This is a genomic window from Streptobacillus felis, assembly GCF_001559775.1.
In the GTDB taxonomy this organism is placed as follows: domain Bacteria; phylum Fusobacteriota; class Fusobacteriia; order Fusobacteriales; family Leptotrichiaceae; genus Streptobacillus; species Streptobacillus felis.
In genome coordinates this window covers 1-22323 of record NZ_LOHX01000073.1, presented here as the reverse complement: position 1 = coordinate 22323, position 22323 = coordinate 1, and the positions used below count along the sequence as shown (strand labels likewise).

24 protein-coding genes, 1 tRNA gene and 1 riboswitch are annotated in these 22323 nt (G+C 23.7%); of the genes, 2 read left to right on the top strand and 23 right to left on the bottom strand.

The features are described 5' to 3' along the window. Positions 1 to 6 precede the first annotated feature (6 nt). The 23 genes from AYC60_RS00925 to AYC60_RS00815 all read right to left on the bottom strand — a co-directional run bounded on the left by AYC60_RS00925 (position 7) and on the right by AYC60_RS00815 (position 20821). Positions 7 to 687, bottom strand: coding sequence for an FHA domain-containing protein (locus AYC60_RS00925; protein ID WP_067320146.1), 681 nt, complete (start codon positions 685 to 687; stop codon positions 7 to 9). Position 688: 1 nt separating this feature from the next. Beyond that, positions 689 to 1435 (bottom strand): hypothetical protein, encoded by a 747-nt coding sequence (locus AYC60_RS00920; protein ID WP_067320143.1) that lies wholly within the window; start codon positions 1433 to 1435, stop codon positions 689 to 691. Between the two features lie 8 nt (positions 1436 to 1443). Beyond that, the gene (locus tag AYC60_RS00915) at positions 1444 to 1875 is read right to left on the bottom strand and encodes a hypothetical protein (RefSeq protein WP_067320140.1); all 432 of its coding nucleotides are present in this window, start codon (positions 1873 to 1875) and stop codon (positions 1444 to 1446) included. A gap of 14 nt (positions 1876 to 1889) precedes the next feature. Further along, positions 1890 to 4028 carry a transcriptional regulator gene (locus AYC60_RS00910; protein ID WP_067320137.1) on the bottom strand — a complete coding sequence of 713 codons (2139 nt, stop codon included), beginning with the start codon at positions 4026 to 4028 and terminating at the stop codon, positions 1890 to 1892. 142 nt (positions 4029 to 4170) lie between these two features. After that, on the bottom strand, positions 4171 to 4866 hold the full coding sequence (gene trmB / locus AYC60_RS00905) for a tRNA (guanosine(46)-N7)-methyltransferase TrmB (RefSeq protein ID WP_067320135.1): 696 nt from the start codon (positions 4864 to 4866) through the stop codon (positions 4171 to 4173). A gap of 5 nt (positions 4867 to 4871) precedes the next feature. Further along, positions 4872 to 5654, bottom strand: a complete 783-nt coding sequence (locus AYC60_RS00900; RefSeq protein WP_067320132.1) for a hypothetical protein — start codon at positions 5652 to 5654, stop codon at positions 4872 to 4874. 22 nt (positions 5655 to 5676) lie between these two features. Next, positions 5677 to 5759: transfer RNA gene (locus tag AYC60_RS00895), tRNA-Leu, on the bottom strand. Positions 5760 to 5816: 57 nt separating this feature from the next. After that, complete coding sequence (locus tag AYC60_RS00890) at positions 5817 to 6542, bottom strand: amino acid ABC transporter ATP-binding protein (RefSeq protein WP_156447623.1); 726 nt, start codon at positions 6540 to 6542, stop codon at positions 5817 to 5819. 8 nt (positions 6543 to 6550) lie between these two features. Continuing rightward, positions 6551 to 8083 (bottom strand): ABC transporter substrate-binding protein/permease, encoded by a 1533-nt coding sequence (locus tag AYC60_RS00885; RefSeq protein ID WP_067320127.1) that lies wholly within the window; start codon positions 8081 to 8083, stop codon positions 6551 to 6553. An 80-nt stretch (positions 8084 to 8163) separates the two neighbouring features. Further along, positions 8164 to 8336: riboswitch (Lysine riboswitch) on the bottom strand. Between the two features lie 84 nt (positions 8337 to 8420). Then, a complete protein-coding gene (locus AYC60_RS00880) occupies positions 8421 to 10418 on the bottom strand; it encodes a transglycosylase domain-containing protein (protein WP_067320125.1) in 1998 nt (665 codons plus the stop codon). Continuing rightward, a complete protein-coding gene (gene rlmN / locus AYC60_RS00875; protein ID WP_067320122.1) occupies positions 10402 to 11463 on the bottom strand; it encodes a dual-specificity RNA methyltransferase RlmN in 1062 nt (353 codons plus the stop codon). Before rlmN ends, AYC60_RS00880 begins: the two co-directional genes overlap by 17 nt. Positions 11464 to 11470: 7 nt before the next feature. Beyond that, positions 11471 to 12166, bottom strand: coding sequence for a ribonuclease PH (gene rph, locus AYC60_RS00870; RefSeq protein ID WP_067320120.1), 696 nt, complete (start codon positions 12164 to 12166; stop codon positions 11471 to 11473). A gap of 65 nt (positions 12167 to 12231) precedes the next feature. Then, entirely contained in the window at positions 12232 to 13293 is a 1062-nt protein-coding gene (locus AYC60_RS00865; RefSeq protein ID WP_067320118.1) for a hypothetical protein, read from the bottom strand. Between the two features lies 1 nt (position 13294). Further along, positions 13295 to 14698 carry a hypothetical protein gene (locus tag AYC60_RS00860; RefSeq protein WP_067320115.1) on the bottom strand — a complete coding sequence of 468 codons (1404 nt, stop codon included), beginning with the start codon at positions 14696 to 14698 and terminating at the stop codon, positions 13295 to 13297. 45 nt (positions 14699 to 14743) lie between these two features. Further along, positions 14744 to 15664, bottom strand: coding sequence for a phosphatidate cytidylyltransferase (locus AYC60_RS00855; RefSeq protein WP_067320112.1), 921 nt, complete (start codon positions 15662 to 15664; stop codon positions 14744 to 14746). Then, positions 15658 to 16380 (bottom strand): polyprenyl diphosphate synthase, encoded by a 723-nt coding sequence (gene uppS / locus AYC60_RS00850; protein WP_414162572.1) that lies wholly within the window; start codon positions 16378 to 16380, stop codon positions 15658 to 15660. The genes AYC60_RS00855 and uppS overlap by 7 nt, the downstream gene beginning before the upstream one ends. Continuing rightward, complete coding sequence (locus AYC60_RS00845; protein ID WP_067320110.1) at positions 16337 to 17050, bottom strand: tRNA1(Val) (adenine(37)-N6)-methyltransferase; 714 nt, start codon at positions 17048 to 17050, stop codon at positions 16337 to 16339. Before AYC60_RS00845 ends, uppS begins: the two co-directional genes overlap by 44 nt. Before the next feature lie 47 nt (positions 17051 to 17097). Beyond that, positions 17098 to 17535, bottom strand: a complete 438-nt coding sequence (dut, locus tag AYC60_RS00840) for a dUTP diphosphatase (RefSeq protein WP_067320107.1) — start codon at positions 17533 to 17535, stop codon at positions 17098 to 17100. After that, entirely contained in the window at positions 17507 to 17914 is a 408-nt protein-coding gene (locus AYC60_RS00835) for a hypothetical protein (RefSeq protein ID WP_067320104.1), read from the bottom strand. Before AYC60_RS00835 ends, dut begins: the two co-directional genes overlap by 29 nt. An 8-nt stretch (positions 17915 to 17922) precedes the next feature. Beyond that, positions 17923 to 18630, bottom strand: a complete 708-nt coding sequence (locus AYC60_RS00830) for a class I SAM-dependent DNA methyltransferase (protein WP_067320101.1) — start codon at positions 18628 to 18630, stop codon at positions 17923 to 17925. Then, positions 18627 to 19988: a phosphoglucosamine mutase gene (gene glmM / locus AYC60_RS00825; RefSeq protein ID WP_067320098.1), complete on the bottom strand. Its 1362-nt coding sequence runs from the start codon at positions 19986 to 19988 to the stop codon at positions 18627 to 18629. The genes AYC60_RS00830 and glmM overlap by 4 nt, the downstream gene beginning before the upstream one ends. Then, positions 19981 to 20613: a helix-turn-helix transcriptional regulator gene (locus AYC60_RS00820; protein WP_067320095.1), complete on the bottom strand. Its 633-nt coding sequence runs from the start codon at positions 20611 to 20613 to the stop codon at positions 19981 to 19983. Before AYC60_RS00820 ends, glmM begins: the two co-directional genes overlap by 8 nt. Before the next feature lie 4 nt (positions 20614 to 20617). Further along, positions 20618 to 20821 carry a DUF1858 domain-containing protein gene (locus AYC60_RS00815; RefSeq protein ID WP_067320335.1) on the bottom strand — a complete coding sequence of 68 codons (204 nt, stop codon included), beginning with the start codon at positions 20819 to 20821 and terminating at the stop codon, positions 20618 to 20620. Between the two features lie 148 nt (positions 20822 to 20969). On the opposite strand from AYC60_RS00815, the gene AYC60_RS00810 reads away from it, so the two are divergent. Together AYC60_RS00810 and AYC60_RS00805 are read left to right on the top strand one after the other, a co-directional pair. Beyond that, on the top strand, positions 20970 to 21695 hold the full coding sequence (locus AYC60_RS00810) for an HAD family hydrolase (protein ID WP_067320093.1): 726 nt from the start codon (positions 20970 to 20972) through the stop codon (positions 21693 to 21695). A 15-nt stretch (positions 21696 to 21710) separates the two neighbouring features. After that, entirely contained in the window at positions 21711 to 22196 is a 486-nt protein-coding gene (locus tag AYC60_RS00805) for a hypothetical protein (protein WP_067320091.1), read from the top strand. Positions 22197 to 22323: the final 127 nt, after the last annotated feature.

The window sequence follows — 22323 nt, the reverse complement described above, 5'->3', positions numbered from 1 at the left end:
ACCACCTTAATTAACTAATAACTTTATTACACCTATATATATGATATCTCCAACTTCAATTAAATATGATTTTGTTGGAATAAGTTTCTCCTTTTTTTTATTATTTCTTTCTACACCACTACCATTTTTAGAACCTAAATCTTCATAATACCATTTACCATCTACATTATTTAAAACTCCATGTATTCTACTTACTAAATGAGAATACTCATGTTTTGATAGATCTATATCAATTTCTTGATTTCTTTCATTTTTTTTACCTATTACTATAGATTTCTTTTCTAATAAATTCCATGTATAAATATCATAATCAAAATCATCTTTTAGAGTAAGTGTAGTAATATTATTTAAATCAATTTTAGTTTTTTCATTTTCTAATTCCTTTATATATTCTTCTTTTTTTTCTTTTAAAATCTTATTAATATATCTTATATTTCTTTTTCTTTCGTGAGGATAATAGAATAAAAAAAAATAAAGTAAATATATATTTAGAATTGAATTTGTAATAACTAAAGATTTAATTGTAAATTTAAAAAAAATATATATAGTAAAAATAATAAGAAGAATAACTAATATAGATATATAATTAGTGTAAGTATTTATTTTTTGTAATTTATTCTTTCTCTTAAATAGTGAAAAAAAATACCTAAAAAATTCCCCTTTAAATCTAGTAAACAATCTTTTCATACTATTCTACTTCAACTTTTTTATTAAAATCTTCGTCTATTTTTTCATCTATTAAAATATCAAGAATTTCATATAACTTAATTAAAATTTCAGTATTACTCAATTTTTCTTTTACATAGTCTAACTTAGTGCTAATATATTTTTTTAAAACATCTATATTAATAGCCTCTATACTACATAATGATGAAATCCATAAATCCATACTATCAGATAATTTTAGTTCCATCATTTTTTTTGACCAATTTTTAAGTAATTTTGGATTAATACCTGTTTTAGAATATTTTACTTCATTTATATTTAACGAATTATATTCCATAGAAAATTTCTTAAGTTCATAGTTATAATTTTTAAGTGTAGCTCCTTTTCTTAAATTAAATCTAACTACCTCAAAGTCATCTTTAGATTCTATTTTAGTAATAACTAAATAAATTCTTTTATTTTTTGTATATTCCTCCTCATAATCTTCTGTCTTTAAATATACAAAAAATTCTCCTTCCTCATCAGGTAATTCTATAGATATCTTTTTATCTAAAAATATTATTTCATCATTATATTTATAAATACCTTTATCTATAAAAACTGCTTTACCATCTGTAGTAGCATTTAAACCTACTATAATTCCATTTTCATAATCCATATATTTTAAGAAACTTGCACTATTTATATTTTTATTTATTGTGAACAAATCAACACTTCTTAATACAGTTTTACTTAAAAATTTTGGAACAATATATTCATTTTCTATCATTTAACCCCCTATTTTTGATACCCACCTTCAATTACTATATCTTTTATTTTTTCTTTTTTTTGTTTTATTTTTAAAAAGAATAATCCATTACCATTTTTTTCATCAAAATACTCATTATAATCTACTAAAAAAGCATTTGATAATAAAAATTTACGAACTACATTTCCTGCAAGTACAACCTCTAACGTTATACTTTTATATGCTTCTAGATCCTCTGCACTTACTAATGACCATAATAGTAATTTCCTTGTATTATCCTCTATATCATTTTGACCAATTGATGGTATAATTTTCCCCTCTATTTCTAATCCTATACTTAAATCTGTTGATCTAGCATTAGAACTATCCTGAGTATCTGAAATAAATTTAACGCTGATAATATTTTCTTGCTCAACATTAAATTCGTCATTACTACCCTTTATATTTAATTTAAAACCCATTAACTCCCTCTCCTTTAATTAGTTTTATTTATTTCTATCTTAAGATTTTTTACCTCTCCTAGAAATACTAAATTTAATTGACATGTATTATTTTCATTATCTATTATATGTGAAATATCATCACCATGTCTTATAATAGCGTTTACAGTTGATGATTCCTTAGTCCATATACTTTTTTGACTATTTGGACTATTACTGAAAAAATAGTTTAATTTGTCAGATTTGTAGTCATTGCTCATAAATCTTAGTAATCTTTCTATATATGTAGTAGTTAAGGTTTTGTATATATTTTCATATGAATTATTACTAGATTTAAAAAGACTTCTAGCTTTATATACTGTAACGTTCTTTATTTTTTCATTCTTATATTGTGATTGTTCAGATGAAAAAATAAAACCATAATTAACGTTATTTATTTCTTCTTTTATATCAACTGTAAATCCGCTAATTTCTCGTGCCATTACTGTTTTTACTATTAACGAATTATCTTCCGCTTCTATATTAAATCTAACACCTGGATTATTTGAAACATTCTTATATCTTTCTTTTAAAAAAGAAGGACATTGATATGCTGCAACTATACCTGCAGCAACATATGCTGCATCAACATATATACCATCTAAAAAGAATTCTAGTTCTTCACCGTCATTAAAGAATACTCCGTCTTTATTAAATATTGCTTTTTTATCAATTTTAATACCTGATTTATCTTTTGGAATTAAAGTAAGATTAGGTAAAGCTGGTATAATATATTCTGAAAAATTTGTATTTTCTAAAGACTTAGTTAATTCAATATATTTATTTATCCCATGTATAGCAAGATTTTCAAATGTATTTTCATTATTTCTTTCAAAACTAATAAAAGTTTGTATTTTATGATTAGATAGTATTTCCATTAAATTTGATAAATCTTGAATACTATTAATATTTTTTGATTTATAAGTTGCATTACCACTAAATATATTTTTACTACTCTTTTTATTTTCATTTTTTAAAGAAATATTTGGAAAAATTGAAAACCAAATAGTATTTTCAAATTCATTTTTGTCATTTACTGTTCTAAGATACTTCTCTAATTTTTCCTTATTTTTGGGTTGTACTAACAATCCAACATCAACATTTGTAATTAGTAATTTTGGCAGCATACTTTTATTATTTACATTATATTGATCAAAGAATAGTTTCACACCCATTACTTTCTCGATTAGCTCTTTAGCAATTTTGATAAAATCCTCTTGTGAATTTTTATATAATTCGAGATATTGATTATAGTTATTTACCTCTTTTTCGAAATCTATCTTAAGATTATTAGTGGTTATAGGAACATATGTTCTTTTTATTAAATTTGCAACATAATTATTTGGTTTTTCAATACTTTCATAATAATCATTTTCAAAAATTTCTAATAATTTTTGGCTATTATCTGGTAATAACATTTTTTCTTCTAACTCATATTGATTTTCAATAAACTCTATTTCCCCCCCATCATTAAATTCTAAATAGCCTAGTTTTATCTCCTCAATATTTTGATTTTCCCTGTTTTCACCAATTTCTAATCTAGTTTTAATATCTTCTATAGCCAATGGTAGCATAGCTAATATATTATTATAATTTTTAGATGCTTCTTGAAATTTATTGTTTAATATATCTCCTATATCAAGTTTTTTTGGATTTTTATCATTTAAAGCTTCATACTTACCAAATAAATAATTGATTTCTTTTCTTTGTTGTTTAATATTTTGAATTATTTTTCTAGGAGAAATTAATTCTAAAATATCTTCAAACTGAAAATCTACATTTTTTTTATCTAAATTTTTTCTATTATCTATTAATGTAGATAACATTTTGATAAATGTATTTTCATTATTAATGTATATAGTTGTATACATTGAATCAGGTATATTTTGATTTTTTTCAAGAGTATAACCGATTCTTTTATTCTCAACATCCATATAAGAATAAATTTTAGGTTCAAATTTTTGTAAAAATTCATTAAAATTTGAAACCAATAAATGTTTGTTTATTTCCTCAATTTTTTCATCTTCAAGACTATTAATATTTTCAACATCTCCAATCAAAGTTAAAATATCATAGGCTTCATCGTTAAAATTTTCAAACAATAAGCTTCGATTTGTCTGAGTAATTACCTCCAATAATTTTTCCCCCCCTTATAATATTTCTCAACTAACCTCCTTTCCTCAAGTTATAACCTATTATATTATTTTTTTAATTTTATGTCAAGTATATTTTAATTTTAATTTAATAAAGGAATAAAAAAGTAGCATTAAAAAAATGCTACTCTTTTACTATTTCTATATATTTAATATTCATATTATGTTTAGATAAAAATAAATGTTCAAATTCAGTTTTAATATTATCAATTATTTTTTCACTATTATATAAGTCATCTGTACTATATACAACAGTATATCCATCTCTACTATTGATTAAATCTAAAATATCTAAATAATATTGTAAATGATCTGTTTTAAAATAAATTTTAGAACCAGATTTTAAAACAAAATCTAAGTCATTCAATAATTTTTCTCCAAAAATTCTTTTATGCTCTTCATTTTCCCAAGGATCTGGGAAATTAATATATAATCCTGAAAGTTCATTTTCACCTATAAATTCTTTAAGAGAATCTACTCTTTTTTTTAGAAATATCAAATTGTTTAGATTATTTTTTTCAGCTTTTCTAGCTGCTTGAACTAATCTTTTTAATCTTAATTCTACACCTAAAAAATTTATATCAGGATGTTTTATTGCTTTATTATTAGTGAAATTTGCACTTCCACTACCTATTTCTAAATGTAAGTCATTATTATTTTTAAAATAAATTTCACTCCATTTACCTTTAGCATCTAATATTTCTTCATTATCAAATATTAAATGATTAGGATAATTAGGCATTTCATACATATACATATTGTAATGTTTTTTGGGTTTATCAAAGAAATATTCCCAAAGTTCTTTATTTTTATATTTCATATTTATTATTTAATATATTCCTTTACAAGATTTTCTATGTTGTATTCTTTTATTACTCTATTAACAATTTCAGCTTTAACTTCAGCAACTTTTGAAGTAAGTAATGAATCTCCAACGTATTTAAATAATTGATCTTGTGAATAATTTTTTACTGAATCAAAATTTTCTTTAGAAAATCTTTGCATTTCATCTAATACAGTTTGGTTTGAAACTACCGCTTTTTCTTCTATTAATTTATTTAAATAATAATTAAGTCTTGCATCTTTTTTAATTAATTCAATCTCTTCTTTATTTTCTTCAAAGAAATTATCTTTTTTCGCGTTTTCTTTTAAAACATTAATTAATAAAATAGATTTAATTAAATTTTCATTTCCTCTTGTAAATAAAACATCTTCTTTAGATAAAGTAACATTTTCATTCATTTCATTCATTAATTTTTTTACTAAATCTTCAAATAAACTGTAGTTTAATTGTTCAATTAATTGATTTTTTATCATTTCTCTAGCATCATTAAAAGCAATTTTATTTTGTTCAAAATATTCTTTGTTATTGTTATATACTTCTATTATAGAATTTTCATTTACCATAACTCTTGGTTCAACTTTTTTTCTCATGTATAATTCTAATACTAAATTCTCTTCACTGAACCAAATATTTTTTTTATCTTCTTCAGTAAATTCGTAATTTAAACTTTCATTATAAATTGCTTTAGAAACTAAATTCATTTTAATTGCTTCTTCATTTTTTTCAAATATTTCTATTTCTTTTTCTGTTAATTTTAATTCCATACTTTTATCCTTTCAAAAAAAATGGTGACTAGGAAGGGACTCGAACCCTTATGATTTCTCGGCAGATTTTGAGTCTGCTGCGTCTACCGATTTCGCCACCCAGCCATCATTAATAGTTTAACATAATTAATTTAAAAAAACAAGATAGAAGTAAATTCTATCTTATTTTAGTACTCTATGTAAGAACTCTTTAGTCCTTTCATTTTTAGGGTTAGTAAACATTTCTTCTGGATGTCCTTCTTCAAGTATTATTCCATTATCCATAAAAATAACTTTATCAGAAACTTCTCTTGCAAAATCCATCTCATGAGTTACTACTATCATAGTTAAACCTTCTTTTGCTAAATCTTTCATTACTTTTAATACTTCGCCAACCATTTCCGGGTCTAATGCAGATGTTGGTTCATCAAATAGTAATACTTCAGGATTCATTGATAAAGCTCTTGCAATAGCAACCCTTTGTTTTTGTCCACCTGAAAGTTGACTAGGTCTTGCATTAACGAATTTATTCATTCCAACTTTTTCTAAATATTTTAATGAAATATCTATTGCTGTTTCCTTACTTCTACCCAAAACATTAATTTGTGCTAGCATACAATTTTCTAATACATTTAAATTATTAAATAAATTAAATTGTTGAAATACCATCCCTACTCTACTTCTATATTCATTTAATTTTATATCTGTATCTTTAATATTTTTTCCATGGTAAAGTATTTTACCCTCATCATATTGTTCAAGTAAGTTTAAACATCTCAATAATGTTGATTTACCTGAACCTGAAGAACCAATTATTGATATAACTTGGTTTTCATTAACTTCAAAATTAACACCTTTTAATATATTTCTTTTACCATAATTTTTCTTTAATTCTTCTACTTTTATTATACTCATATTTATCCCTCTATCTCGTATTCTTTATTTCCATCCATTCTTTTTTCTAAATATCTAAATAATTTAGATAAAGAATAAGTAAGTACAAAATATATAGCACATGTTATAACGAATACTTCATAATATCTTACATGTGACCCAACTATAGATTTTGATGTAGTAAATAATTCAGTAACCCCTATAGAAAATAATACTGAAGTATCTTTTATATTAATAATAAATTCATTTGCAACAGATGGCATCACATTTCTTATTGCTTGAGGTAGTATTACTTTTCTCATTATATTAAAATGACTCATTCCTAGAGCCTCTGCAGCTTCATATTGGCCCTTATCTATAGAATCAATTCCACCTCTAACAATTTCAGTAATATAGGCACCAGTATTATATGAAACTATAATTAATGCTGAGGTCAATGCCGGTATATTAATACCAGTAATTTGTGAAAAATCATAATAGAAAATTATTGCTTGTACTATCATAGGTGTTCCTCTTATAAACGTAACATATATACTTACAAAATACTTAAATAGTTTATGAAATATAACTGAAAACATTGAGTTATTATTAATATTTCTATCATCTCTAATCAATGATAATATAAGTCCAATAATAAATCCAAAAAATGTTCCTATTAATGATAAATTAATTGTTGTAAAAGTACCATATAAAAAATCTTTCCAATAATTAACTATAAAAAACTTAATCCAACCAAAAAAATTTGTTGGTAAAGATTCTGAATCTTGATTAGGTTGAGTTTCAATAGCTTTTTTCATTATTTCTTCTCTTTGTTCTCTTGAAATTTCAGCTAATACTCTGTTTATCTTATCCCTTAATTCTAAATTACCTTTTTTTAATGCTATTGCAATGTTTACGTCATCCCTATCATATACAAATCCTTTATCTTTATCAAATTCTACAAAACTTATATTTGGATTTGATATTGTAGCTGATATTGCACCTGGTTTTTCAGAAACATAACCATCTATTTTACCTGACTCTAAAGCCACTAACATATTTGAAAAATTCTCACTAGCACTTTCTTTTTTTATACCATTTATTTGACTTAATACAGTATAATGAAATGTATTTAATTGTGCAGTTAATTTGCTATCTCTAAAATTTTGTATACTTTTTGAGTTTAAATATTTTGAATCATTTTTAACAACAATAACTAAGTCAGATTCATAATATGGATCTGTAAATTCCAAATTCTTTCTTCTTTCTTTAGTAGGTGACATCCCAGCAATTACAACATCTATTTTGTCAGAATTTAATGCTGGTCCTAATAACGAATCCCAATCACTTTGTACTATTTCTAAATCCATATCAAGCTTCTCTGATATAATTTTTGCTATTTCTACATCATATCCACCAACATATCCATTTTTAATCTTTACTGCTCCATTTCTTTCATCGTTTTGAAACCAATTAAATGGCGCATATCCTGCTTCCATACCTACCCTAAGCTTACCTTCACTAAATGTAAAACTTGAAAGTATTAATAACATAAATAAAATAAACTTCTTTTTCATATTTTTCCCTTTCTAAATAAAAAAACTGATAGTAAACTATCAGTAAGTATAAAAATATATAAAAATAATATAAAATATACTTAACCAATAGCACAACATTATAATTAATAATGACAGTATTACAAATATTATTTGTAATCCCACCTATGTATTTGTCAATTACATAAGTTCGGCAATTTCCCCTTTCAAATTTAATCATAGACTTGACTGTCTCATAAATTTTAATCTTGAATCTTGCACCTCTATCTCGTTAGTATATATATATTAACATACATTTATATAAATGTAAAGAATAAAAAATATGTACTAATATCCATTATTAGTACATATCTTTTTATTAATATCCTTCGTATATTACACTTTCTAATTCTACAGGTTCAGTACCAGAAATAAATAATGCTTCTCTTGAATTTACACCATCAGTATCTAATAAACCTGTTCTTAAATCTATTACTCTTTTAACAAGTCTTTCAGAACTTAATCCTTCTTTTATAAATTCAAATCTACCTATATCAAAGTTTCCTAAGTTTACTACAGCTTGCATATAATTTTTCCATATAGGAAGTGCTGCACTAGCTCCACTCATTCCACGACCCATAGATTTATTATCATCATTTCCAACATATACTACAGTTACTAATGTAGGGGTATATCCAGTAAACCATGCAGAAACATAATCACTAGTTGTACCTGTTTTACCAGCTACAGGAACAGTAGTTCCCTTAGCATAAAGTTGTGCACCTTTACTTCCTCCATTTTTTACTACCGATTCCATCATGTGAGTAACAAGTGCTGCATATTCAGAATCTAATACTTTCTGTCTTGTTGTATCTGCTTCATATACAACATCTCCAAATCTATTCTCTATTTTATAAATAAATTGTGGTTCAACCTTACTTCCACCATTAGCAATAATTGAATAAGCTTTAGCCATATCAATAGGTGAAAGTGTTATAGATCCTAATGCAGTAGTTAAATCTTGTGGTATATTTTCTTTAGTAAATCCAAAAGATTCCCAAAGTTCATTGAATTTTTTTATCCCAACTAAATCTAAAGCTTTAACAGCAACAACGTTGTCCGATAATTCTAATGCTTTTAAAGTTGTAAGATTATTTCTAAATTTCCAGTCATAGTTCTTAGGTGACCATTTACCAAATGTACTTGGTGAATCTTCTAAAGTAGTTGCCATAGTATAATTATCTAAGAATGTAGCTAGATAAATAAAAGGTTTAAATGATGACCCAGGTTGTCTTTTAGCATTTATTGCTCTATTAAAATCACCTTTTTGATATTTTTTACCTCCAACCATTGCTTTAACAAATCCATTTGAAGGATCTATAGAAATTAATGCTGCTTCTAAATCTTTCCTATTTCTTAAATTACTGTTACTTGCAAAAGCTTTATATGCTGCTTTTTGCATATTAATATCTACTGTAGCATATATCTTATAACCATTAAATAATAATTTTTCATCTTCTTCAGTATTTATTTGTAATATTTTCTTTACTTCATTAATTACTGTAGTTGTAAATTCAGGCGATATATTAGATTTAGATATTTTTTCATCATCAGATAAATTTTTATTATCTAAATCTACAAATACTATTTTTTCTTCTTTCGCTTTTTCATATTCTTCTTTAGTAATAGCACCATTTTTATACATTAAATTTAATACAATTTTTTGTCTTTCTAATGCATTTTCTATTTTTGAATATTTAGCAGGTGATTTAGGCATAGAAGCTAATATTGCAGCTTCACCTACAGTTAATTCAGATGGTAACTTACCAAAGTAATTTTTGGCTGCGTTTTTAATACCATATGAACTTCTACCAAAATTGATAGTATTTAAGTATAGCTCTAAAATTTCATCTTTAGTATATTTTCTTTCCATTCTTGTTGCTAATACAGCTTCAACAATTTTTCTTTTTAATGATCTATCGGGTGTTAAAAAGATAGTTTTTATTAATTGTTGTGTAATAGTAGAACCACCTTCACGCCCTGTTTTTGTAACATTTAGTATTAATGCTTTTGTAAGTCTAATATAGTCTAGACCATTATGTTCTCTAAATCTTTTATCTTCAACAGAAATAAAGGCATCTTGAACCATCTTAGGTATTTCATTAATACTTATAGGATCTCTTCTTTCTATTGTTATTAAATCAATTTGGTTACCATTTATATCATAAATAGTTGAAGGTATTAACGGTTTATAATTTTCTATTAATTCAGGCGGATAACTTTTGTTTACTTCATATACAACATAAGATACACCTAAAAAACCTAATATAAATAAACTTGCTATTAACATAGCTAAATACTTAATTAGTTTCTTCATCTTTAATCTCCTCTTTCTTTACTTTCAATTGTCCACATGCTGCTTGAATATCATCACCCTTAGTTTCTCTAAGAGTAACATTTAATTTATGTGAAAGTAAGTAATTATAGAAATTTTTTTGTTTTTGTATTGATGGTGTTTTATATGGTTTACCAACAACTTTATTATAAGGAATCAAATTAACTAAATGATTAAATGATTTCATAAACTTAACCAATTCTACTCCATCATTTTTTTCACAATTAAAATCATCAATTAAAATATATTCAAATGTTATTCTGTTCTTAGTTTTTTTCTGATAATTTAATAATGATTCCTTTAGTTTTTCGAGTGGATTAATTTTATTTATAGGCATTAATTCACTTCTTTTTTCATCTATCACGCTATGCAAAGATATTGCTAATCCAACTTGTTTTTGATCTTCACTAAATTTATCTATTTCTTTAATTAATCCTGAAGTTGATATTGTAAAATTTCTTTTTGAAAAATCCTGTCCCTCTTTAGAATTCAACATATTTATTGATTTATTAACAGCATCATAATTTAAAAATGGTTCTCCCATTCCCATATATACAACATTTGAAATTTTATCATTTTTTTCTTTAAGATAGTTTTGTAAATAATAAAATTGCATTAATATTTCAGATGCTTTTAAGTTTTTTTCAAACTTCATCATTCCTGTTGCACAAAAATCACATTTTAATGGACAACCAACTTGAGATGATACACAAATACTATAACGATTTTTGTATTTAAGTAAAACAGATTCTATTAATCTTTTCCCGGGTAATGAAAAAAGAAATTTTACAGTTTTTTTATCTTTGGATACTTGATGAGTAACATATTTCAAAGTTCCTATTTCAAATTTTGACTTCAAAATTTCTCTAGTTTCTTTAGATATATTTGTAAATTCATCAAAATCAAACACTAATTTTTTATGTAACCATTGATAAACCTGTAAAGCATTAAACTTTTTTAAACCCAAATTTAAAAATTCTTTTTCTAATTCTTCTAGAGATAAGTCTAGAATATCTATCTTCTCCATTTTTCTCCTATAAATTAAATAATTTTTCAAAACCTAAATTTGATAATTCAAGAAATTTATCAAATTCTTCTTTAGTAAATGTAGAATCTTCACCAGTTCCTTGAACTTCAATGTATTCTCCTTTACTATTCATAACAATATTCATATCTACTTCAGCTTTAGAATCTTCAGAGTACTCTAAATCTAATAATAGTTCGTTTGATACTTTACCAACACTAATTGCTGCAACTTTTGCTTTAATAGGATTTTCTGTAATTAAGCCTGATGTCATTAATTTATTAATAGCTAATTCCATAGCTAGATATCCACCAGTAATTGATGCTGTTCTAGTACCTCCATCAGCTTGAATTACATCACAGTCTACAATAATAGTTCTTTCTCCTAATTTTTTCATATCTAATGCCGCCCTAAGAGATCTACCAATTAATCTTTGTATCTCCATAGTTCTACCGCTTAATTTACCTTGACTAGCTTCTCTTTTATTTCTTGTATTTGTAGCACGAGGTAACATAGAATATTCAGCAGTTACCCAACCTTGACCTAAATTTTTAAGAAATGGTGGGACTTTTTCTTCTACAGTTACATTACATATTACTTTAGTATTTCCAAATTCTATCAATACAGAACCTTCAGGATAACTAATGTAATTTTTAGTTATTTTAATTTCTCTTAATTCATTATTTTTTCTATTATTATTTCTCATTATATACCTCTTTTTTTATATTATTATATCATAAAGATGCCTAAAATACAATTTAATACACAGCTTTAAACTGTGTATATTCCGTTTTCTATATTATAATTTTCTTTTAAATATTCTAAAAATTGTTTACCTATAAAATCAACTTTTTTATTGTAAATAATATCAACTATTTTTTTATCTAAAATTGTAATTGATATTATTTTTCTAATTTTATCAACATTTTCTACATTTATACCATTAATTGCAATACCTTTTGTTTCCCTATTATTAATATTTTTTGATAATACAAAATAAATTTTATCATTGTTAATTCTCTTAATTATATTTAATATTTCCAATTGATTCTTAGCATATACATATACATCGTACATATTTTCATAAGGTATAATATCAAGTAATATTTCTTTTTTAAATATTTCAGATATCTCTTTTAAAGATTTTTCATCTAATTCATCTAGGAAAAGTTTAATATTATATATATTTTTATCATTCTCTAATTTATGAAAATTCAATTTAAGTATACCTTCATCATCTTTTTTAATCTCTTCAAGTAAAGAAAATACATCTATATTATTCTCAATCTTAAAATCTAAAATAAAATACGAATATCTATCATCATCTAAAGATAAAGGAATATAGTTATATGCTTTACCAAATTCTCTTAATCTAGAAAGAATATTTCTTCTAGAAAGATAAAAATAAGGTACAGATTTATCCAAAGTAAAATTGATATAGTAATAATCCTTATTTTTGTTTATAAACTCAAATTCATTTTTCATTTTTTCTATATTAAGATTAATTTTTTCTCTTAATTCATTTATTTTTTTAACATCATTATTTAAATATGAATTATACAACATTTCAAAATTTAATAATGTTTCAAATATTAAATATTTAAAAACAAAAAATTGGTAAGGATATCTTTCTATATATAATATTACTTTTTTTAAAGTTGATATTATAAAAACATCTTCAGTATTTCCTAAGTAATAAATGTTATTTTCTATTTCATTTATTATTTTTGTCAAATAAACAAACTCTTCCTCTCTTGGTGTTTGAATTTGTAATAATATTTTTTCAATATGATTTATTTTTTCTAAACTTTCCTTAATATATTTAATTTCCATATTAACCTTTCAACATATTAATTATACTTTCTATATTTAATATTTTTGCTTTTTTTACAGATTTTAACAATACTTCTCCCATGTATATTTTTGAATCAATATTTTTATTAAAGAATAAATCTTCAAAATAATGTTTTTTATTTACATCTATAATAGTAAATTTATTATTAGTCTTTACTAATAAACCTATTCTTGATTCTTCATCAACATCAATAGGTAATTTAATATATTCAATATTATTACCCTTGTATTTATAATAATTATATCCATTTAAATTACTAATATTTTCTTTATTAAATTCAAATGTATCTACTATATATTCAGTATTAATAACATAAGTTTTATTTTGTTCTGTAAATACTAATCCATAAATAAATAAAATCTTAAATGGTATGTTAATCAAATAGCTTATTACCTTCTCTTGAGTATCTATAGAAATTTTACCATTTAATTCACCTATAATATTATTTAGTTTTATGAAATTCATTATTTTTTCTTTTTCCTCTAGATCATCTAATGCATTAATGTAATTCTTATTTAACATTGTTAACAGTATATCTTTTTCAGTATAAGTTTCATTAACATTTAAAATTTTAGCTTTTAAAGCATTATTATATATCTTATTAATATCAACATTATTACCTTTCTCATTTATTTCAATAATTAGATTATATTTTTCCTGTTTAACAATTAATTCTAATAAAAAACTTATTTCATCATTTATATTTAACTTTTTAGATTCAAAAAAAGATAAAACTGAATTATGAAGTACATCTATAAGAGTTTCTTTTATTTTATAAAATAAAGTTTTATCAATTTTTATATCATTATAGTTAATTATGAATTTAACATTTAAACCTAATAAAGAAATATATTCTTTAATAGTTTTCTCTATATTAAATAATTCTTTCTTTATATCAATTATTCTCAAAGAAAATGTTTCACGTTTTAAATCATACTTTAAAGTTGAAAGTTGTTTTAATTCTTTTAAAAATTCATTTCTTTTTGTGTTATTATCTATATATTTAGTAAATTTATTCAAATTCTTTCTAATATAGTACATATCATCAATTTTTTCAATAATATGAGTTATTTGATCAATTGATACATTAATATTATTAGATTCTTGGTTATTTAATTTACTTTTATACTTTATCATTTTAATTTCTTCAAATAATTCTATTTGTGAACTAAGATATTTATCAAAATACTCCACTTCATATCTAATATATGAATATAGTTTAAATGGATTATAATGTTCTAATGAAATATTCTCATTAAAAATATAGTCCCTTTTTAAAATTCTACAATTTTCAGATATAAATTTATCAATATCTTGATATCTTATATCATTTAATCCAATATTATCTTTAAAATACAGTTCAACAATATAATTTTCATTCATAACTTTTTGTATAATAAACTAAAATAGCCTAATATACATTTCCTCCTATATAAAGTATTTTACAAAATAATAAACTATAGGTAGTACAAATAATGCACTATCAAATCTATCTAAAAACCCTCCATGTCCCATTAATATCGTACCACTATCTTTAACTCCAAATTCCCTTTTGAATTTTGATTCAAATAAATCTCCAAGAACCGAAAAAATAGCAATTAAAATAGAAAGTATGAATAATTTAACAATATTTTGAGAAATTATTATAGTGTCAATTTTTTCAACATAAGTTAATATTTTAAAGTATGATAATAAATTTACTAAAAAATTATAAATATTTTCAAAAAACAAACTTATAATGAAAACTCCCAATATACCACCAAAAAAACCTTCTATTGATTTTTTAGGACTTATTTTTTCTGAAAGTTTCTTTTTAAATATTTTACCACCTATTAACATTCCAACTATATATGCAAATGTATCTGCAGCCCAAATACTAAAAAATGTATATAATAAAAGTATTCTTCCGTTATGTAATCCTTCTCTTATAGATATCATATATGAGCTAAATAAAGGTATATATATAATCCCAAATAAAGTCAACATTAATTCATTAGTTGAATTTTTTATTTTAGAAGAAAGTATTTGCATTGTTGCTATAATTAATGTTGAAAATACAATAAAACCACCAACATCAAAAGTTATATTGTCTTTATTCATTAACTTTAAATATCTAAAGAAAAAACTAATGTCTTCTCTATAATAAATAAAAATTGGTAAGAAAATACCTAATAAAAGCCCTGTTTTATAATAGACTATATTACCTTTATTTTTCAATATAGTATAAAATTCATGTAAAGCAATTAATATAACTACCATATTAAATATAAGAAAGGTTACTTCACCAGAAAGTAAAATATATATCAATAGCGGTACCGCTAAAATTATTACTAACAATCTACTTAACATTTTATGCCTCCAAATCTTCTATCTATTTTTATAAAAGAAAGTATAGAATTATGTAATTCATCTTTTGTGAAATCTGGCCACATTAATTTACTAAAATAAATTTCTGAATATGCCATTTGCCACAATAAAAAGTTACTTATTCTAAATTCATTTCCTGTTCTAATTATTAAATCAACATTAGGTATAAAACTATTATATAAATTTTTAGAAATATTTTCTTCAGTAATTTCTAATTTCTTATCTATTATTTTTTTTACTGAATCTACTATTTCAAGTCTTCCACCGTAATTAAATGCAATACTTAAAACTAATTTAGCATTATTTTTTGTTATATTTTCTATATATTCAATCTTTTTTATTAATTTATCAGATAAATTATTTCTGCTACCAGTAATACATACTCTTATATTTTGTTTCATAAATTTTTCTTCATTATCTATCAAATATTTTTCAAATAATTTCATTAAAGTATTTACTTCTAATTTAGGTCTTTTCCAATTTTCTGTTGAGAAGGCATAAACTGTAAGATACTTTATATTTAATTCTAAAATATATTCTATAACTTCTTCTAGTTTTTTAGCCCCAACTTTATGACCTTCTGTTCTCATTAAATTTCTTTTTTCTGCCCATCTACCATTACCATCCATAATGATTCCAATGTGTTTTGGGAATTTATCTATATAATTTTTTAATATATTCACTTTTTTCACCATCATTTCCATATATATATATTGGATTTTCTAATACAAAACCACTTTTAGCACTTTTAACTATTTCTACCATACTTATTAATGCTTTATTATCACCAATTTTTGTATATACAGGTTTTAATTTTTTTATTTCTAGACATGTATCTTTTAAATACCCTATTATTTCAATCAATCTCTCTGTCCTAAAAATAAGATACAAACTACCTTTATTTTTTAATAAATAAATTGAAAGATTAATGATATCTTTTATACTTAATGTTTTTTCTACCCTTGCATTCACTAAGTCTATTTCTTTTTTTAATTGATTTTCATCCTTATGATTAAAATATGGTGGATTAGAAACAATTATATCAAAAGACTGTTCTTCTAAAAATTCTCTATATTTCAAAATATCCTTATTAATAAATTCAACTTTGTCTATATTATTATTTATCAAATTTTCAAGTGATATTTCATATGCTTTTTTATTAATTTCAACACCAACAATTTCTGCTTGTGTTCTTTTATTTATTAGCATAGAAATAATACCAAATCCAGAACCAATATCTAATATTTTTTTAGTTTTTCTATTAATATTAACAAAATCTGATATCAATACTGAATCTAAGGTTACAGACTGTAAACCTTTAACTTGAGTTATTTTCATATTAGCAATATCTACTACATATTTTTCCACAATATAACTCCTTACATATACAAAAAACTATACCTAAGTATAGTTTATTATTTTTTACCTGTACTACCAAATCCACCTTGATCTCTTACAGTATCATTTAATGTATCAGTTTCTATAAAATTAGCCTTAATATATGGTGCAATAACTAATTGTGCTATTCTTTCAAATTTTTCGATCACATAGTCTTCCTTACTATGATTATGTAGTGCAACCATTATTTCTCCACGATAATCACTATCAATAACTCCAACTTTATTTGAAGGCGCTATTCCCTTTTTAAACGCTAATCCACTACGTGCATAAACAAGTCCGACTAAACCTGTAGGTATTTCAAGTGATATTCCTGTTTTTATCATAACTGTTTCACCTGATTTAATTAATATATTTTCCTCAATACAAGCATATAAATCTGCTCCTGCTGAAAATTCAGTACCATATGTCGGAATAATAGCATTATCATTTAATTTTTTTATTTTCACTTCCATTTTTATTCTCCTTCTTATCTGTAAGCTTCTTAATATCTTTGTATAAAGTCCAATAACCAGTTAATATTCCAAGTAATATTAATATTATTATTACAAACTCTTTTCTTTCAAATCCTAACATATTTTCCAGTATAAAATATATACTAAGAAGTAATATAATAGGGGCTAGTATAGTGTAAGCAAAACCAGTTGCAAATGATATATATTTTCTTAATTTAGAAGTATTTTGAACATTTTCTGTTTCTATAAATTCTTCTCTAATTTCATCTCCATCTTCATCTATACCCTTATTCAACTTTTCATTATTTGTATCATTAAATTTAGTATTTGATAATAGTTCACTAAATTCAAATTCTTTCATTTCTTCAATATTTTTCATAATAATCCCTACTTTTTACATACTAAAAATAATCTTGATTCTCCGTATTCTGAATTTCTTGCTGTATCATAAAGTATAAATCCTTCATTTTTAAGATTATCTAATATTAATTCAGTATCGTAAATTATTTTTTTATGAGTTTCTGTATATTTTCTATATAAATTTTCATTTTCTTTTACAAATATAGTCATTTCAACTAAATGTTTAAACTTTTTATATTTTTCATGTCTCATTATACATAAATATTTATCAGTTTCATCAATAAACAAATCATTTAAGAATATTTCTTCAAATATTCCTTCTTCAACTATATCAAATATAAAAAATCCATCTTTTTTTAATGATTTATGTGCATTTTTTAGAAAAAATTGGAATTCTTTTAAATTTTCAAAATAATTTACTGTATCAAAATTACACATTATTAAATCATATTCTTCACCAAATGTATCTTTTGTAATATCACCTTTTAAAAATTCTATATCTAATTCAGAATATTTATTTTTAGCTATTTCTATCATATCATCTGAAATATCTACTGCCGTAACACTGTGCCCATCTTTTGAAAACATTGATGCAAGAGTTCCAGTTCCACATCCTAAATCAAGAACTTTTAATTTTTTATTCTTAAAAAAAGATTTTAAAAATTTATACCAAGATTTATAATCCACAAAATTCATAAATTCATCGTATATATGCGCAAATTTTTTATGTGTCATGTTAATTCTACCTTTACTTTTTCTACTACTTCATGTAATATTTTTTCCATTGTTTCTTTAGATTTTGCCTCAACCATTACTCTTACAAGACTTTCTGTACCAGATGGTCTAACTAATATTCTTCCTTCTCCTAAGATTTCTTCTTCTTTTTCATTTATAAAATTCATTAGATTAGTGTTCTTATCCCAATCTTTTTTCTTCTCTTTAGAAACTTGAACATTAATCATTGATTGTGGCCATAATTTTATCTCTTTTTTTAATTCACTTAATTTTCTCCCCGATTCTATAAATGCTTGCATTAATTGTATACTACTTAATACTCCATCACCTGTAGTATTATGATCTAACATTATTACGTGACCAGATTGTTCTCCACCTAAGTTTAAACCTAGTTCTCTCATTTTTTCTAAAACATATCTATCGCCAACATTTGCTCTTATCATTCTAATTCCGTGTTCTTCTAAATATTTTTCAACACCCATATTAGATAGAACTGTCATAACCACTTTATTTGAATTTAACATATCTTTTCTTTGTAGATTTAAAGCAAGAATAGAAACTATAATATCACCATCTAATATTTCTCCTTCTTCATCTACAACTATTAATCTATCTGCATCTCCATCATAAGCTATTCCAATATTAGCGTTAAAAAGTTTTACAGCTTCGCATAATTTTTCAGGATGTGTTGATCCACATTCAACATTAATATTTTTCCCTGTAGGAATATTGTTAATTACCTGAACTTCTGCTCCTAAATTTTGTAATACTTTTGCTGCTACCCTATATGCTGCACCATTTGCAGTATCTATTACAACTTTATATCCCTTAAAATTTCTTTTAACTGTAGTTTGTAAAAATTTTCTATACATTCTTAAGTAATCTTCAACAAATATGAATCTACCTAGTTTTTCACCATAGACTAAATTTTTCATCAATTCTTCTCTATTATCCATTAATGCTTCAATCTCTAGTTCATCTTCATCATTTAATTTAAATCCAGTATGTGAAAATATTTTTATTCCATTATCTTTAATAGGATTATGTGATGCAGAAATCATAATACCAGCATCCGTATTCAATGTTCTTGTTAAAAAACTTACTCCTGGAGTAGGTAATACTCCTACAAAATCAACATTTACACCCATTGCAGTTAATCCTGCTGAAAGAGCTGATCTTATCATATATCCAGAAATTCTAGTATCAGTTCCTAATATTACTTTAGTTTTTTCATTTTCATCCTTACCTTTTCTAAGGTAATAACCTAATGCCAGTCCTAAATTAGTTACCAAATCTATACTTAAATCCTTGTTTGCTTCTCCTCTAATACCGTCTGTACCAAAATACTTTCTACTCATATTCATCCTTCCATAAACTATATTTCCCAATTATAGTTCCGATAATATTTATTTTTTTATTGTTTTTAAAAATTTTTTTTGACTTATTTTTATCTAAATATGTTACCAAAAATTTTTCATCTATTTTTTCTATTTTGCAAAAATCTATCACATCATCTATATTAATTAAAAGATATTTGTTATATTGATTTAAAAAATTTTCATTTATTTCTTTAATTATTAACATATCTCCATAAGAAAAATTTTTTAAATTATATGATAAAACTTCAACTATAAATGTATTCAAATATTTTTCACCTAAATTATCTAGTGATATTATACCTTCTTTTATTTCATGTATATATCCATTTTCAGTATATAATCCTTTAATTTTAATTTCCAAACTATTATTTTTTATTAATCCAGTCTTTTTAAATATTTCATATTTTTTTATTAATTCAATATCATTACTTGTAATCCTTAAAAATTTAGCTATCTTGTTAAGAACATTTTCAGAAATACTTCTTTTATTTCTAACTATACCATTTACATACTGTGGAGTAACCTCAATCGCTCTTGCAAGAAAATATTGATTAATATTCTTTTCATTTAAATATTTTGTAATTATTTCACCTGTTGTAATCATATTTTTAATTTCCCTTATTTTCTTCTTCTTCCATTTCTAAAATCATATTGATTTCTTCAAGAATAATATCAGCATCTAAACCATGTAATTCTATACCTTCACCTATAGTTTCTGCAGTAGAAATAACACAACCTGAACAACCTAGTCCATAACGCATTAATATGTGCGCAACTATAGGATATTTTTCTACTACTTCATCTATATTCATGTCCTCATGAACTCTAATTTTCACTATTCTCACCTCATATATAAATTATACTATAATTTAGTAATTATTTCAATTTTTGTTTTACATAAAATTTGCTTTTAGTATAAACATATGTTATACTTTTAAAAAATAAATAAAGGTGATATTCATGAAAAATATAGCTGCATTTTTTGATGTTGATGGTACTATTTTTAGAAATTCACTATTAATAGAACATTTTAAAATGCTAATAAAATTTGAGTTTATAGACAAATCTAGTTTTGTTGGTGATATAAAAAATAAATTTAAACTATGGGAAGAAAGAAAAGGAAGTTATGATGATTACCTAGATGAACTAGTAGAAATTTATGTAAAATGTATTAAACAAATAGATCAAATAGATATTGATTATGTTGCGCAAAGGGTAATAGAAAATAGAGCACAAAAAATTTATACTTATTCTAGAAACAAGATTAAAGAACATTTAGAAAAAGGTCATTTAGTAATTATAATTTCTGGATCTCCATCATTTCTAGTTGACAAAATGGCTAAAAAATTAAATGCAACTGATTACATTGCTACCGAATATCTATTGGATGAAAATAATAGATATAGTGGCAACAATATTCCTATGTGGGATAGTCAAAGTAAGATTAATGCAATAAAATCTTTTGAAAAAAAATATAATCTTGATTTAGAAAAATCATATGCTTATGGTGATACTACAGGAGATTATGGTATGTTTGAAATGGTAGGAAACCCATTTGCTATTAACCCGGCTAAGAGATTATTTGAAAAAATATTAAATAATAAGGATGTTAGAGATAAAATAAAAATCATTGTTGAAAGAAAAGATATGGTATATATTTTAGATTCTAATGTATCATTTTTATAATTTGAAAGGAGTATTATGAAAAATATCAAGAAAATTTTAGGAATTACTACTGCATTTGGAGCTTTATTACCACTATTAAAAGTTACTGTGAGTCCATCAGGTTTTGAAGCTAAAACTATCACTTTAGGACTAGTAAACTTAGGAATTAAACCAACAATAGCAGCTTTTGTTATAATTACATTATCTTTATATGTATTTTATTTATCAGATTTCTTACAACAAAAATTATCTTTAGTTTTTACAACAGCAAATACTATTTTAGTTGTACTTATTTCTGTAATATTTAGAATGCAAGTTAGACAAATTTTTAATCAAAATCTTACAGTTAAATTATTAAATGTTAACTACTCTTATTCATGGGGATGGATAATTTTATTTGCTGGAACTTTAGCTTCATTAGCTATTTCTGTTTATGAATTTAAAAAACCTAAAGCAATAACTGAAGAAAACAAAAAAAATAATGAAGAAACAGTAGTAGAAGATAACGAAATAGAACTTTAAAAAAAAAGGGGCTGTTCCGAAATAAACAGTCTAAATAAACAAAAAAAGCCAGAAATAAAGCTGGCTTTTTTTGAACTAAAAACACGCATAAACATTGATAAAATCACTGTTTTATGGTATAATTAGT

Excerpts from the sequence above, each read along its gene's own strand:
- AYC60_RS00925 (WP_067320146.1), bottom strand. The coding sequence starts at position 687 with ATGAAAAGATTGTTTACTAGATTTAAAGGGGAATTTTTTAGGTATTTT.
- AYC60_RS00920 (WP_067320143.1), bottom strand. The coding sequence starts at position 1,435 with ATGATAGAAAATGAATATATTGTTCCAAAATTTTTAAGTAAAACTGTA.
- AYC60_RS00915 (WP_067320140.1), bottom strand. The coding sequence starts at position 1,875 with ATGGGTTTTAAATTAAATATAAAGGGTAGTAATGACGAATTTAATGTT.
- trmB (WP_067320135.1), bottom strand. The coding sequence starts at position 4,866 with ATGAAATATAAAAATAAAGAACTTTGGGAATATTTCTTTGATAAACCC.
- AYC60_RS00900 (WP_067320132.1), bottom strand. The coding sequence starts at position 5,654 with ATGGAATTAAAATTAACAGAAAAAGAAATAGAAATATTTGAAAAAAAT.
- AYC60_RS00885 (WP_067320127.1), bottom strand. The coding sequence starts at position 8,083 with ATGAAAAAGAAGTTTATTTTATTTATGTTATTAATACTTTCAAGTTTT.
- AYC60_RS00880 (WP_067320125.1), bottom strand. The coding sequence starts at position 10,418 with ATGAAGAAACTAATTAAGTATTTAGCTATGTTAATAGCAAGTTTATTT.
- rlmN (WP_067320122.1), bottom strand. The coding sequence starts at position 11,463 with ATGGAGAAGATAGATATTCTAGACTTATCTCTAGAAGAATTAGAAAAA.
- rph (WP_067320120.1), bottom strand. The coding sequence starts at position 12,166 with ATGAGAAATAATAATAGAAAAAATAATGAATTAAGAGAAATTAAAATA.
- AYC60_RS00865 (WP_067320118.1), bottom strand. The coding sequence starts at position 13,293 with ATGGAAATTAAATATATTAAGGAAAGTTTAGAAAAAATAAATCATATT.
- AYC60_RS00860 (WP_067320115.1), bottom strand. The coding sequence starts at position 14,698 with ATGAATGAAAATTATATTGTTGAACTGTATTTTAAAGATAATATTGGA.
- AYC60_RS00855 (WP_067320112.1), bottom strand. The coding sequence starts at position 15,664 with ATGTTAAGTAGATTGTTAGTAATAATTTTAGCGGTACCGCTATTGATA.
- uppS (WP_414162572.1), bottom strand. The coding sequence starts at position 16,380 with ATGATGGTGAAAAAAGTGAATATATTAAAAAATTATATAGATAAATTC.
- dut (WP_067320107.1), bottom strand. The coding sequence starts at position 17,535 with ATGGAAGTGAAAATAAAAAAATTAAATGATAATGCTATTATTCCGACA.
- AYC60_RS00835 (WP_067320104.1), bottom strand. The coding sequence starts at position 17,914 with ATGAAAAATATTGAAGAAATGAAAGAATTTGAATTTAGTGAACTATTA.
- AYC60_RS00830 (WP_067320101.1), bottom strand. The coding sequence starts at position 18,630 with ATGACACATAAAAAATTTGCGCATATATACGATGAATTTATGAATTTT.
- glmM (WP_067320098.1), bottom strand. The coding sequence starts at position 19,988 with ATGAGTAGAAAGTATTTTGGTACAGACGGTATTAGAGGAGAAGCAAAC.
- AYC60_RS00820 (WP_067320095.1), bottom strand. The coding sequence starts at position 20,613 with ATGATTACAACAGGTGAAATAATTACAAAATATTTAAATGAAAAGAAT.
- AYC60_RS00815 (WP_067320335.1), bottom strand. The coding sequence starts at position 20,821 with ATGAATATAGATGAAGTAGTAGAAAAATATCCTATAGTTGCGCACATA.
- AYC60_RS00810 (WP_067320093.1), top strand. The coding sequence starts at position 20,970 with ATGAAAAATATAGCTGCATTTTTTGATGTTGATGGTACTATTTTTAGA.
- AYC60_RS00805 (WP_067320091.1), top strand. The coding sequence starts at position 21,711 with ATGAAAAATATCAAGAAAATTTTAGGAATTACTACTGCATTTGGAGCT.